10 protein-coding genes are annotated in these 14,022 nt (G+C 62.3%); 6 read left to right on the top strand and 4 right to left on the bottom strand.

From position 1 onward, the window contains the following. The first annotated feature begins 42 nt into the window (after positions 1 to 42). From aceA to ABIV12_RS12100, 3 genes are all read left to right on the top strand, one after another. Positions 43 to 1,347 carry an isocitrate lyase gene (gene aceA, locus ABIV12_RS12110; RefSeq protein WP_348059603.1) on the top strand — a complete coding sequence of 435 codons (1,305 nt, stop codon included), beginning with the start codon at positions 43 to 45 and terminating at the stop codon, positions 1,345 to 1,347. Between the two features lie 445 nt (positions 1,348 to 1,792). Then, the gene (locus ABIV12_RS12105; protein WP_348059601.1) at positions 1,793 to 2,860 is read left to right on the top strand and encodes a GGDEF domain-containing protein; all 1,068 of its coding nucleotides are present in this window, start codon (positions 1,793 to 1,795) and stop codon (positions 2,858 to 2,860) included. A 77-nt stretch (positions 2,861 to 2,937) separates the two neighbouring features. Beyond that, a complete protein-coding gene (locus ABIV12_RS12100; RefSeq protein WP_348059599.1) occupies positions 2,938 to 5,565 on the top strand; it encodes a putative peptide modification system cyclase in 2,628 nt (875 codons plus the stop codon). Here the strand turns inward: ABIV12_RS12100 and ABIV12_RS12095 are convergent. After that, positions 5,552 to 5,875, bottom strand: a complete 324-nt coding sequence (locus tag ABIV12_RS12095; RefSeq protein ID WP_348059597.1) for an NHLP-related RiPP peptide — start codon at positions 5,873 to 5,875, stop codon at positions 5,552 to 5,554. The two genes, ABIV12_RS12100 and ABIV12_RS12095, sit on opposite strands and share 14 nt — an antisense overlap. A 159-nt stretch (positions 5,876 to 6,034) precedes the next feature. On the opposite strand from ABIV12_RS12095, the gene ABIV12_RS12090 reads away from it, so the two are divergent. Together ABIV12_RS12090 and ABIV12_RS12085 are read left to right on the top strand one after the other, a co-directional pair. After that, entirely contained in the window at positions 6,035 to 7,462 is a 1,428-nt protein-coding gene (locus ABIV12_RS12090) for a putative peptide maturation dehydrogenase (RefSeq protein WP_348059595.1), read from the top strand. Positions 7,463 to 7,584: 122 nt separating this feature from the next. Further along, complete coding sequence (locus ABIV12_RS12085; RefSeq protein WP_348059593.1) at positions 7,585 to 10,251, top strand: putative peptide modification system cyclase; 2,667 nt, start codon at positions 7,585 to 7,587, stop codon at positions 10,249 to 10,251. Here the strand turns inward: ABIV12_RS12085 and ABIV12_RS12080 are convergent. Continuing rightward, complete coding sequence (locus ABIV12_RS12080; protein WP_348059591.1) at positions 10,230 to 10,679, bottom strand: NHLP-related RiPP peptide; 450 nt, start codon at positions 10,677 to 10,679, stop codon at positions 10,230 to 10,232. The two genes, ABIV12_RS12085 and ABIV12_RS12080, sit on opposite strands and share 22 nt — an antisense overlap. A 3-nt stretch (positions 10,680 to 10,682) precedes the next feature. Between ABIV12_RS12080 and ABIV12_RS12075 the strand changes: the two genes are divergently transcribed. Next, on the top strand, positions 10,683 to 11,867 hold the full coding sequence (locus tag ABIV12_RS12075; RefSeq protein WP_348059589.1) for a putative peptide maturation dehydrogenase: 1,185 nt from the start codon (positions 10,683 to 10,685) through the stop codon (positions 11,865 to 11,867). Positions 11,868 to 11,882: 15 nt separating this feature from the next. Here ABIV12_RS12075 and ABIV12_RS12070 read toward each other — a convergent pair whose 3' ends face one another. Then, positions 11,883 to 12,443: a hypothetical protein gene (locus ABIV12_RS12070; RefSeq protein ID WP_348059587.1), complete on the bottom strand. Its 561-nt coding sequence runs from the start codon at positions 12,441 to 12,443 to the stop codon at positions 11,883 to 11,885. Positions 12,444 to 12,637: 194 nt separating this feature from the next. Continuing rightward, positions 12,638 to 14,022, bottom strand: a 1,385-nt coding sequence (locus tag ABIV12_RS12065; protein ID WP_348059585.1) for a xanthine dehydrogenase family protein molybdopterin-binding subunit, incomplete at its 5' end; no start/stop codon positions are given.

Below are 14,022 nucleotides of genomic sequence, written 5' to 3'. Positions count from 1 at the left end.
TCACGCGTCCCCGACCCTCACGTTGACTCCCAGGTAATGACGATGAACTCCAGCCTCCCGACCGCCGAACAGATTGCCCACGACTGGACCAGCAATCCACGTTGGAAAGGCATCACGCGCAACTTCACCGCAGAGGACGTCGTGCGCCTGCGCGGCACCGTGCACGTCGAGCATTCACTCGCTCGCCTTGGTGCCGAGAAGCTCTGGAACTCGTTGCAGAAGGAGCCGTTCGTCAATGCGCTTGGTGCGCTCACCGGCAACCAGGCAATGCAACAGGTGAAGGCCGGTCTGAAGGCCATCTATCTTTCCGGCTGGCAGGTCGCGGCCGACGCGAACGTCGCCGGCGAGATGTATCCGGACCAGTCGCTTTACCCTGCCAATTCGGTGCCGCTGGTGGTCAAGCGCATCAACAACGCGCTGCTGCGTGCCGACCAGCTCAACCATGCCGAGGGCAACGACAGCATCGATTATCTGCAGCCGATCGTCGCCGATGCAGAAGCGGGATTCGGCGGCGTGTTGAACGCATTCGAGCTGATGAAAGCGATGATCGAGGCGGGTGCCGCCGGCGTCCATTTCGAGGACCAGCTCGCATCGGTGAAGAAATGCGGCCACATGGGAGGCAAGGTGCTGGTGCCGACGCGCGAAGCCGTTGAAAAACTCAATGCAGCGCGTCTCGCGGCGGATGTCTGTGGAGTTCCGACCCTGCTCGTCGCGCGCACCGATGCGGAAGCCGCCGATCTGCTGACGTCGGACGTCGATGACAACGACAAGCCGTTCATCGATGGGGCACGCACGGTCGAGGGGTTCTACAAAACGCGCAACGGCATCGATCAGGCCATCTCGCGCGGTCTCGCCTATGCGCCTTACGCGGACCTGATCTGGTGCGAAACCGGCAAGCCCGATCTTGAATTCGCGCGCAAATTCGCCGAGGCGATCCACGCGAAATTCCCCGGCAAATTGCTCGCGTACAACTGCTCGCCGTCGTTCAACTGGAAAAAGAACCTCGACGACGCGACCATCGCGCGCTTTCAGAAGGAGTTGGCGCAGCTGGGATACAAGTTCCAGTTCATCACGCTGGCCGGATTCCACGCGCTCAACTATTCGATGTTCAACCTCGCCTACAGCTATGCGCGTAATCAGATGAGCGCGTTCGTCGAGCTGCAGGAAGCCGAATTCGCCGCCGCAGACCGTGGCTTCACCGCGGTAAAGCACCAGCGCGAAGTCGGCACCGGCTATTTCGACGCGGTGACACAGGCAATTCAGGGTGGTCAGTCGTCAACCACGGCACTGAAGGGGTCGACCGAGGACGAGCAGTTCCACTCGGGCGTCCCGTCGCAGGCGGCCTGATCGGGAAATGAAGTCGAAGGTCGGCTGCGAGTGATCGCGCAGCCGACCGGCATCGGAACAAGGCGGGAGAGGAGGGACCGTGCGGGCGGGGTATCGCCGTGGGGTCTGCCGTTCCGATGCCGGTGCTGCCAGGGAAAGCCGCTGCAAATGCACCAGGCTCAACCGCGGTGGCTGGCTGTTGCCGATTGAGCAAGAACCGCGCCATCGGAACGAGAATACGCACGGTCGAGGACATCTGGACGGCCAAACCATTCGTTTCAACGCGTCCGTTCCACGGCTGGCAGCATTTGATGGAAAGGAGTCGCGACGCCTTGCGCTGGCGAGGCGGCCGCAGCCCCGACGGATCGGGGTTGTACGAATTGGACACGTGTTGTCATTCGCTCGCGAGTGGTACCCGAACATGGAGTACCATCGCGCGTCGGAGCGAGCCAGGCGGGGAGGTCGGGTGGCCAGCGTCAAGATTGAGCTCAATAGCCTGACGTCCGCGGCAGCGATGTCGAACGGGCGCCCCGTGCTGCTGCCGCGGCATCTCTCCGATGAGGAATTCGGGATGTTCGCCGGCGTGGGCGAATCGCGCGACGTTCAACCGGACGAAATCATCTTTCGCCGCGGTGAACTCGGCCGCAGCATGTTCATCGTCGAATCGGGCGAGATCCAGCTGGAGTTCGGCGACGGCCTGCCGGACAAGCTCATCGGTGGGCGCGAATTCTTCGGCGAGCTGGTCCTCTTCATCGGCAGCCACACGCGCGTTGCCAACGCGGTCGCGACGACGCCGACGAGCTTGCGCATCGTCGACCAGGAAACGTTTGAAAAACTGATTGCGAGCCATCCGCGCACTCTTGCGCAATTCATGCGCCGCTCGTTCTCGTATCTCGTCGGCAGCGAGCAGCAGCTCATCCAGAGTCTGAAGCGTCGCAACGAAGACCTGCTGGTCACACTTGATTCGCTGCGCCAGACCCGCACGCAGCTGTCCACCGCGCAACGCCTTGTACAAACCGACGAACTCACCGGCCTGTGCAATCGCCGCGGCCTCTACATGTTTCTCGAGCGTCTCGAGGAATACCGGCTTCCAGGCACAGTCATGGCACTGGCACTGGTCGACCTCGACCGCTTCAAGCAGATCAACGATCACTGCGGTCACCTCGTCGGCGACCAGGTTCTGCGCGCCATCGCTGAGGAAGTACAGAACGCCGCGTCGTCCACCGATCTGCCGTGCCGTCTCGGCGGCGACGAGTTCGCATTGCTGATGCAGGTGACGGGCGAAGAAGAGCTCTGCGCGAGGGCGACGCAAATCGTTTCCGCAGTGCACTCGCTGCGATTCCCGGGACGCAAGGAAGGACTCGCCGTCAGCGTCAGCGTCGGTGCGAGCCTGTGCACCGACGGCGCCGACTGGGCGGTCTGGTACAGCGACGCGGACACCGCGCTGTACGAGGCGAAGGGCAAAGGAGGCGATGGCTATCACATCGCCGTGCCGAGTCTGACGTCAGCAGGCGCACTGCACAGCGTGATGTGAATCTGCGCACTCCATCCACGGCGGGCGTCTCCGGGGAATGCAGTGCGCCGGACAGCACGGACAATGAGCGATCAGGTATGAACGCACTCGCACAATCCGTCGAACCCGCGCCGCTGCCGGTCAGCGTGCCGCTGCTGCGCACGCTGGTCTTGTGCGATCTGGTCGACTCCACCGCGTTGGTCGAGCGCATGGGCGACCAGCGCGCCACCGATCTGTTCCGCAAGCACGATCGCCTCGCCCGCGCACTCGTGCATCGGCATGGCGGTCGTGAGATCGACAAGACCGACGGCTTCCTGATGATGTTCGACCGGCCGGTGCAGGCGGTCGCGTTTGCGCTCGACTACCAGCGCGCGCTCACGCAGCTCAACGACAACGAGAAGACCTCGCTCGCGTCGCGCATCGGCATCCACGTCGGCGACGTGCTGACCTGGGACAACGCGCCGGACGACATCGCCAAGGGCGCCAAGCCGGTTGAAGTGGAAGGCCTCGTCAAGCCGATCGCCTCACGCCTGATGCAGCTCGCGCTGCCGAACCAGATTCTTCTTTCCGGCGTCGCGCATTCCCTCGCGCATCGCGCCCAGGGCGAGCTCGGCGAACAACTCGCGACGGTGCGCTGGCGCACGCACGGCCGCTACCGCTTCAAGGGCATCCCCGATCCGATTCCGGTGTTCGAAGTCGGCGAGGAAGGCTACGCACCGCTGAAGCCGCCGCCGTGGTCCGGCAAGGCCCATCGCGAACTCCCGTTCTGGCGCCGCCCTGCAACGCTTGGAATCGAGATCGGCCTGCTGGTGATCGCGATCGCCATCCCGTCCTGGTACCTGCTCACACCCGCGCCGGCCATTGCATTTGCCAATCGCGACTGGGTCGTCGTTGGAGATCTGAAGAACCTCACCGGCGAAGCGAGTTTCGACGAGGCGATCGACACCGCGTTCCGCATCGGGCTGGAGCAGTCGCGCTACGTCAATGTGCTGTCCGATCTCAAGACGCGCGAAACGATCAAGCTGATGCAGAAAGATCCAGACACGATCAAGCTCGACCGCGCCGTGGGCTCGGAGGTTGCGATCCGCGACGGCGCACGCGCGTTGATCCTTCCGACGATTGCCGAGGTGGGTGGACGCGTCCGGGTGACCGCCGAGGTTGTTGATCCGAACACGCAGACGACGGTGTGGTCCGAGTCGGCCGATGGCGTTGGTTCGGATTCAGTGTTGCCATCGCTGGATCGCGTCAACCAGCAACTGCGCGTTCGTCTCGGCGAGGCGCTCGCGACGGTTTCGAAAGATTCGCGGCCGCTGGACAAGGTCGCGACGAAGAATCTCGACGCGTTGCGCGCTTATTCATTGGCAGAACATGCCTATACCGCTGGAGACATGTCGAGTTCCATGTCCTTCTATCGACAGGCGATCAAGCTGGATCCAGAGTTTGTGCTTGCGCGTGTCGGCCTCGCGCGTTCGCTCGTCGTGTCCGACAGGAAAGACGAAGCATCAGCCGAGCTCGAGCTTGCTGCCAAATCGGAAGACCGGCTTCCGCCACGTGAGTCTTTGGTTGTCGAAGCGTGGCAGGCCAGCTTGCGAGGCTCACCTCTCGCTGCGCTAGAGAAATGGAAGCTTGCATCGAGCCTCTATCCCGATTTTTTCGCAGCGCGTGGTTTGTACGCGTACTTTGCATGGCAGTTCGCTAACCGCTACGACGACGAAACCATCGACGCCGCAAAAGCCGCAAGTTCGCCCAAAAATCCGTATGCACCCGCCAGCCTGCTTTTGTTGGGAACGCTCTATGTCGCAAACGATCGATTCGACGAAGCAAATGTTCAATTCGATCTTGCGCGCAAAGGCGGCATGGCGTGGAACGTCGATTACACATTCGCGGATGCCGCGCAACGAAAATTCGATGCCGCGCAGGGGACGCTAGCAAAGTGGACCAGTTCGGGAGTTGCCGCTCGCGACATCGATGTCGCGTTTCGAAAGGTGTTGATTGCCGCCGATCGCGGCACCTGGAATCAGGTGTGGCCACAGCTCGACGAGATGAAACACAACGTCATGGGCCTGGGCGTCAACGTGCAACATCGGCTTGCGCTTTTGGACTCGTCCTTGCGAATTGCGATCGCACCAGACACTCTTGATCAGAAGGAAATGCGTGCGCTTTTCACTCCGATCGTTGAGGCGCTCACGAAAGCCAGCGACACCAACCGCGCGGATGTGCAACTGGACGCCTTGTTTGCCGCATACCTGGCAGCGCGGCAGGGGGATGTAAATCAGGCCGCCGAGATTCTCGCAGCGGCTAGGCCCAGAGACGAAAGCTATCCGGTGTTGTCAAAGCTATTTGTGATTGCCGACAGCGAGAGGTTGCGTGCGTCAGGCAATGCAGACCAGGCGATTCGATCTCTCAAGGCAGCCGTCGACGGCGCTGAACTGTACATCACGCATGTCGCGCTCATGGATGCGTACGCTTCAGCGAAAGACTACACGCGCGCGCGCGCGCAAGCACGTTGGCTGGCGGATCATAGGGGAAGGGCGTATGCGGAATACGATCCCAATCGCGTGCCCTTTGACGTCATCCAGTCGACATTAGCCCTGCTTGATGCAGCGGAATATGCGCAAGCTGGCGCCGACAAGGCCGGCGCGCAGCGGTCGCTGGAGGAATTCAAGAAGAACTGGCCGAACGCCGACGAGCTGCCCTTCGTCAAAAACCGGATCAAGAAGTTGTAAACGAAGTCGCTCCAGGATGTGAAGCAGTGCCCATCGATAGTTGAATCTGCGGCGGAGTGTGGCAAATGCAGACACCGGCAACTTCGTCGATCAGCTGGAAGAGCGCTTCCTGAAATGTATTCTTCGGTGCCAGTTTGATGGGTGTCTGATGTCCTGACGGCAGGCTCGCCAGAACGTCCGAGGGAACGCCAATCTCTCGCAATGCATTCACGGGATTTGCTTCGTAGAGATGTCGGAAACCATCGTCATCTGCGAGTTTTCGCAGAAGTACGAGTGCGTACTCTTTCGGCAGGATCACATCAGTAGTCACGTTCAGCCCCTTCCACAGGTCCGAGAAACTCCGTCCTTTGGTTCGTCGGACATCTTCATGTGCAGCGTACCCTTCGCTGCAGATGCCGCTGGCCCCTGAGCCCAGTCGTCACCAGCGAGTTTAGCTGGGCTGCAAGATGTGTACCAGACGAAGATCAGGTTGAACCCCGCTGAATTTTCACAGGTCGCCGCGAGGCGAAAATACTGGAACGACGGCAGCGCAACCGCCACGAGCTTGCCGCCTCACGACGACGACCAAATCGCTCAACCAATCATCGTCCCCTCTACAAACGGCCAGTTACAGTCGCCGTATGTTCGCGTTTGTTACGGTGCGCCGCATTTGGACAAACGTGTCTTCGCATGCAGGCGAAAGCAAGCAGTTGCTTTGTTACGATCAACTATTGTCCCAAGGATAATCCACGCGATGCAGCTTCGCCGGTGCGCGTTCTTGATGTTCGAACCTCGCCAGAGGACGGAATTTGATCTTTCGTTACTCGCAAACGGGAGCAACGGATTGCGAGAAGTCATCGAACTGTTCGCAATTGCGCCCCATCTGCCGAAAGCGGTCGTGACTACGGCGAGCGAGATTGCGACGCTGGTTTCCATATCGCCTTCGACGTGGAGCGATCTCGCGGTTTTAACGGCTCAGTACCCGCGCGAAACCATCGAGCTCCTCGTCCGCAGTCGTCTACTTGTGCCCGACGGGAGCGAAGAAGCGTTGCGCGACCAGCAATTGCGCGATAACCACTGGCGCAACGGCTCAGCCGCGATGCACTTCGCGTCCCGGTGGCAAGGGGTGGACACCGAGGTTTCACAACAGCAGTTCGTGGACATCAACGCGGGAAGCCTGCTCGACCGGCTCGGCCCCGCACCGCCTCCCGTCCGTGAACGCGGGGCGTCGGATGAGCTTCAGTCTCTTCCGTCAACTCGGCCTACCGCTCTCGATGCTCTTCTGGACAACCGCGTCACCTGCCGAAACTTCGATTGCTCTCGCTCGCTGACGATCGATCAGTTTTCAGCTGTGCTTTACCGCACCTTCGGCGCGCGAAACGTGCACGACTATGCTCCCGGCGTGCAGCTGCTCAAGAAAGGCGTGCCATCCGCCGGCGGCCTCCATCCCACGGAAGCCTATCTTTTGGTCCAACGGGTCGATGGTGTAGTTCCCGGTCTCTATCACTACCACCCGATTGACCACGCGCTCGAACCGATCCGCACGATGAGCATCGACGAAACGAACGCGCTTGCGAAAACTTTCGTCGCGTCGCAGGCGTATTTCGTCGATGCGCATGTGATGGTGATGCCGACCAGCCGGTTCATCCGCAACTTCTGGAAGTACCGCAACCACGCGAAGGCGTATCGCGCGCTGATTCTCGATGTCGGCCATCTGTCACAAACGATGTACCTTGCGGCGACCGAGCTCGGCCTCGCGGCGTTCATCACCGCGGCGGTCAACGAAATCGACATCGAGAACGCGTTCGGGCTCGATCCTCTGGAAGAAGGACCGCTCGCGGTCTGCGGCTTCGGCATACGCGGACTCGAACGCAATGAGATCGAGTTCGACCCGCTGAACGCGGTGTGGCCTGAATAGGAAATAGAGAGCGCAGCGTTGGATTCCGCCGTTCAGCTCGGGCCATCACGTCTTGACGGCTGGCGCGCCCCGCGCATCCAGCGCAGAATCGGTGATCGAAGGGGCAGGGAAGACTACCGAGCGTGACGATCGCCGTTCCAGTCAGCGACGAAGCCGCAGCCAGCGAACCGGGCCAGCACAGAGCGGTTTCCGTTCTGCGCACGCTCGTGCTGTGCGATCTCGTCGACTCCACCGCGCTGATCGAGCGGATGGGCGACCAACGTGCGGCGGAACTGTTCCGCAAGCATGACCGGCTTGCCCGTTCGTTGTTGCAGAAGCACGGCGGTCTGGAGATCGACAAGACCGACGGGTTCCTGCTGATGTTCGAGCGGCCGATCCAGGCGGTCGCGTTCGCGCTCGCGTACCAGCACGACATTGCCGCGCTCAATGCGACCGAGTCGACCCAGCTGGCGACACGCTTCGGCATCCATGTCGGTGACGTGGTCGTGTGGGACAACGCGGCCGACGACATCCGGCGCGGTGCGAAACCGGTCGAGGTGGAGGGACTGGTCAAGCCAATCGCCGCACGCCTGATGCAGCTCGCGTTGCCCGGACAGATCCTGCTGTCGGGCACCGCCTACGATATCGCGCATCGCGCGCAGGGTGAACTCGGCGAACTCCTTGCGAAGGTCGCGTGGCGCACGCACGGTCGCTACCGCTTCAAGGGCGTGCCGGATCTGGTGCCGGTATTCGAGGTCGGCGAACAGGGCCTCGCGCCGCTGAAGCCGCCGCCGTGGTCGGGCAAGGCGCATCGGGAAATGCCGATCTGGCGTCGCCCGATGGGCATCGGCTTTGAACTCGGCGTGCTCGCGCTGCTGATTGCGCTGCCAATTTATTACCTCACCCGGCCGTCGCCGGCGATCGCGTTTGCGAACCGCGATTGGGTGGTCGTGGGGGATTTGAAGAACCTGACCAGTCAGGCGAATTTCGACGACGCGGTGCAGACCGGTTTCCGCATTTCGCTTGAACAATCACGCTACGTCAACGTGCTGTCGGACCTCAAGGTACGCGAGACGGTCAAGCTGATGCAGCGCGATCCGCTCAGCACGAAGGTTGACCGCAACATCGGCGCGGAGATCGCGATGCGGGATGGCGCGCGCGCGTTGATCCTGCCGACAGTCGCCGAAGTGGGCGGTCGTGTGCGGGTCACCGCCGAAGTCGTTGACCCGCGCACGCAAACGACGGTGTGGTCCGAATCAGTCGACGGCGTTGGCGCCGAATCGGTATTGCCGTCGATCGACAAGGTCAACGAGCAATTGCGCGAACGCCTCGGCGAGGCGTTGGCCACGGTATCGGAAAATTCGCGGCCGCTGGAGAAGGTGGCGACGAAGAACCTCGATGCTTTGCGCATGTACTCGCTTGCATTGGAGCAAATCGCAAAAGCCAAGATACCCGACGCGATGAGCCTTCTCGGCGAAGCGCTGAAGTCGGATCCCGATTTCGCCAGTGCACACGTGCAGATCGCGCGACTTCTCGCGGTGACCGGGCACAATGCCGACGCGCTGAAGGAACTGAATCTCGCACTGACCAGACACGATCGGCTCACGCCACGTGACGCGTTGCTGGCCGAGTCCCACATCGCCTCGATCGAGTCACCGCGAGCATCGGTGGAGAAGTGGAAAGTGCTGGCCAGCGCGTATCCGGACTTCTCCGTCGGTACCGGCACATACGCATACATCGCTTGGCAGATCGCCAATCGGTACGACAGCGAAGTACTGGCGGCTGCACACGCGTCGGCCTCATCGCACAGTCCCAATCGTGGCCCCTCGCTCCATCTCAGCGGCATCCTCGATCTGGGCAACGAACGGTACAAGGATGCCGTTGCCAACTTCGAACAGGCGGAAGCCGGTGGATTCGCGTTCAAGCCTTATCATGCGGCAACACTGGCTGCGCAACGAGACTATGCCGCCGCCGAGAAGCTGCTGCCACCGCTGCCGGCGAAGTTCGAGGCCAATACCACGCTCGGAACGATGCAAGAATTGCTGCGCCTCAGTCTGCCTCTGGCGCGAGGCGATCGGCCTGCGGCGATGGCTGCGCTCGTTGCGGCGCGCGGCATCACAGCCGCCCCAGGCGGATTTGCCGACGCACTCGAGTTGACCGATCTGGCGACGCTCCAGCCGCCATCACCGGAGGTCGCCAAGCGCATTGAGAGGTCGCTCGCAGGCGCACGTCAAAGCTTCAAACCTGACGATTCTTCGAAAGCACGATCAGGTGCAAGCCCTGTTTTGCTGTTTGCCTGGTTGAGTGCGCGCGGCGGCGCGGCGGCCCAAGCGAGCGCTGCACTGGCGGACGTTGAAAAGCGTGCGAGCCTCGCCGATTCGCCTGCGTTGGCGAATCTCGCCGTGGTCGTCCGCGCACAGATCGCGTTGGCAAATGGCCAGCCCGATGCAGCGATCACACTGCTGAAGCCGCTACTCGATGGAAGTGAGCTTTGCCTGGTGCATTCCGTATTGCTCGATGCGTATCTTCGCGGAAGCGATGATGTCCGTGCACTCGAGCAAGCCGAGTGGTTGACTGCGCATCGTGGCCGCGCCTACGCCGAATACAATCTCGACAAGGCGTTGTTGCCCTACAACGTTGCGCAAGCGTCCCTCGCCTCGTTGGCAGCCGCCGAGCTTTCGGTCAAGCGTGCCGACCTCGTGTCGGCACGCCGGTACCTCGCGCAATTCAAGCAAGACTTCCACGAGGACGGCGCGCCGCCGGCGGTTCTCGTGCGTCTCAGCGCGCTTCAGGTGCGATTGTCGCCGTAGGTCAGTTTCAGCAGCGGGAAAATCAGGCAGATGTGATCCGATACGCCGCCCTCCAGGATCTGCTCGAGGGCTTCCTTGAACTGTTCCTTCGACGGCAAAGCCGCGGGTGCCAGCGCAGAGGGCGGCAGGGCCGACACGTCGCCGTCGCCGATATCGATCTGCTTGAGCGCGGTAGCCGGGTCCTTTTCGAACGTCGCCCGAAACGCATCATCGCTCGAGAGTTTGCGCAGCAGCGCGATCGCCTCGTCACGCGTGAGCTTGCCATTCTGCATGGTCTTTCCCCGTCTTGATGGATTGATTGTTTCTGCGCGAAAGGCGGGGCGGATGCTCGCCTTCATTCCGCACAGACGCCGACTGTACACTGCTTGCTCAACACCATGAACGCGGCTCGGCATGGCCCCTTTGCCAGAGCCCGGCTCAAAGGACAAACCATGCTCGTACGCCGCTGCACGCATCTTCTGCTGGAACCGCGTGAGCGGATGGACTTCGATCTCACGCGTCTGTTCGCAGGCGCCACAGGCCTCGGCAAGGTGCGTGAGTGGGTCGCTCTCGCGGCACATCGGGACGGCGAGTTTGTGCTGGGTGAGTGCGAGATTGCGCTTCTCGGAGCTCTTTCGCCGGATGACTGGACCGAGTGCGCACCGCTTGTGATTCAGTTCGGCGAGAAGGCCGTACACACACTGCTGGGGAGTGGTTTGCTGCTTTCAGACGCGCCCGCGCACGCCGAACTTCGCGAACAGGACGAACGAGTGCGCGCGAGTCATTGGCGCAACCTTTCATCGGTATTGCATCGTCACACGCGCTGGCGCGGCATCGACACCCTCGAAGCCGAACGGCGGTTCGCCAATGAAACGGACCGCAAGTTCCTCGACCGCCTCGGTCCGCCACAGCCGCTCGTCCGCGAACGCGTGTCGGCCGGGGAGCGAATTGCTCTTCTACCCGCCGAGGCCAGTCCGCTCGAAGAGCTGATCGGCACTCGGGTCACCTGCCGCAACTACGACACCGGGAAACCAATGTCGTCGACCGACTTCGCCAACGTGATGTTCCGCGCGTTCGGTGCACGAGCCCAAAGCAACGAGCCCGGGATCGACGTCATGAAGCGCGCGGTGCCTTCAGCGGGCGGCTTGCATCCGACCGAAGCCTATCTGCTGATCCAGCACGTCGACGGGATCGCGCCGGGCCTGTACCACTACCACCCGGTGGATCACGCAATCGAGCCGCTGGCCGAGCTCGACGCCGATGCAGCGAAGGAGCTGGCGCTGCGGCTCGTCGCCGGCCAGCGACATTTCATGGATGCGCACGTGATGGTGATTTATGCCTCGCGATTCCACCGAACGTTCTGGAAGTATCAGACCCACGCAAAGGCCTATCGCGCCGTCATCCTCGATGTGGGCCACTTGTCGCAGATGGTCTACCTCGCGGCCACCGAAAACGGGCTTGCCGCGTTCGTGACTGCGGCGGTCAACGAGGGCGAGATCGAGGAGACGTTCGGACTCGACCCGATGCAGGAAGGCGTGATCGCGATTGGTGGGTTCGGGCACCGTGACCATGTGATGACCGAGAACGAATTCGATCCGCGTGGCGTGATCTGGAATGGCGAGGTTCGACGCGTCTGACGCGTCCCTCTCGAGTCAGCCGGGGCATGGACCGCCGGCATCCGCCCACCGCTTGAACGCGGCGACAAACTCGGCGTGCGGGATCGACACCGGCGCGCGTCCCTGACCGGGATTCCAGCCCCACAGCACCAGTGCGTCGTGATCGACGTGTTCGAGCAGCGCTGGAAGATCCTTGCCGTTGTTGCCCTTTTGGTCTTTCAGTCGCGTGCACAGGTCGTGCGTGCCGAGTCCGATGAAGACCATCTTCTTGTCCGCCGGCGGCAGGTGCCAGTTCGGCGCACCGGGCGGCACATGCGCGCCATAGCTTGCGGGCAGGTTTGCGCTGCCGTGGCAGGTGGTGCAGGCCATGCCCAGCGCGCCCTTGCCATCCACGCCGCGCTGCACGTATTGCGCGTGTGGTCGGCCTTCGTCGTACTGCAACGGCTGGTCGCCGGGGATGTGGCAGTTCTGGCAACGCGGGTGTTGAAGCACTTTCTGGATCACTGCGAAATCGGCGTCAGTCGACGCTGCGGACACGCGGTCGCTGACGCCTGACGTCAGGACCAGTAGAGCGAATGCAAGAAGGCGTCGGTGCATGGGACGTTCTCCATTGGCGGTAGAAAATTTGCGCATCACTGTCTGCAGTTCCGACAGCGCAGCGGCCGACGAGCGACTCGGCGGCGCATGCAACGAGCGATTCCCGCGTTCGCGGGAATGACGTCGTCGGGGTGAGAAAGGTGACGTGCTCACGGTGAAGGGGGTGACGTCAGCCATGCTGAGAGCCGCAGCCGTCACACGATGCGCAACGGCAATTGCCGCAACCGCTTGCCGGTCAGCGCGAACAACGCATTCGCGACGGCAGGTGCGATCGGCGGTGTACCCGGTTCACCACAGCCGCCCATCTTGTCGGTGCTCGGCACAATGTGGACTTCCATGTGCGGCGACTCCGGCAGGCGCACGGCTGGGTAATCATGGAAGTTGCTTTGCTCGACGCGGCCGTCCTTGAGGGTGAGTTCGCCGTGCAATGCAGCCGATAGTCCAAACACGATGCCGGACTGCATCTGCGCTTCCACCGTCAAAGGATTCACAACCGGCCCGCAGTCGACGGCACACACCACGCGGTGCACGCGCGGCTTGCCGTCCTCGACCGACACCTCGGCAATCTGCGCCACGTAGCTGCCAAACGATTGATGGACTGCGAGTCCAGCGGCACGACCGGCCGGCAGCGGCTTGCCCCAGCCGAATTTCTCCGCGGCGAGATCCAGTGCGCGGCGTTCGCGCGCTTCCTTCGGCAGCAACGCACGGCGATACTGGAGTGGATCCTGCTTCGCTGCGTGGGCAAGTTCGTCGATGAAGCTTTCGACGACGAACGCGGTGTGCGAATGGCCGACCGATCGCCACCACAGCACGGTGACCGGGCTGGTCGGCGTGTGAAGGTCGACCCGATGCGCGGCAATCGTGTCGAGATACGGTGAATCGGCGGCGCCCTCGACCGAGGTGCCGTCGATGCCGTCCTTGATCATCGCCGACGCGAACGGCGTGCCGGCAATGATCGATTGCCCGACGATCGTGTGCGACCACGCGGTTGGCTTTCCGTCCTCGCCAAGCGCGGCGCGGAAACGCGACAGCCACATCGGCCGGTAGAACCCGCCCTGGATGTCGTCCTCACGCGCCCACACCACCTTGACGGTTTTCTTCGATGCCTTCGCCACTTCGACCGCTTCGGAAATGAAATCCGACGAAGGATTCGCACGACGTCCGAATCCGCCGCCGAGAAACGTCGTGTGGATCTTCACCTGTGCGGGTTTCAGACCGAGGATCTTCGCAGCGACTGTCTGATCCACACCCTGGAACTGCGTGCCGGTCCAGATGTCGCAGGTGTTCTTGCCGATTTCGACGGTGCAGTTGAGGGGCTCCATCGGCGCGTGCGCAAGGAACGGCACTTCGTAGTCCGCCTCGATGGCGTGCGGCGCATTCTTCAGCGCCGTATCGACGTCGCCCTTTGTCTTTGCGGTCTTGCCGGGGCTTGCCGCCAGCTTGCGATACTCCTCGCGCAACGCCGCGGTCGATCCCCTGGCGAACGAGCCTTCGTCCCACTCCAGCACCAGCGCATCGCGCCCCTGCTTCGCGGCCCAGAAATGCTGAGCCAGCACCGCGACTCCGCTCGGTACACGCA

The sequence above is a fragment of the Dokdonella sp. genome (assembly GCF_039926425.1).
Lineage (GTDB): Bacteria > Pseudomonadota > Gammaproteobacteria > Xanthomonadales > Rhodanobacteraceae > Dokdonella_A.
Note: the sequence above shows the minus strand (reverse complement) of the source record. Positions and strands in the feature narration are given on the sequence as shown.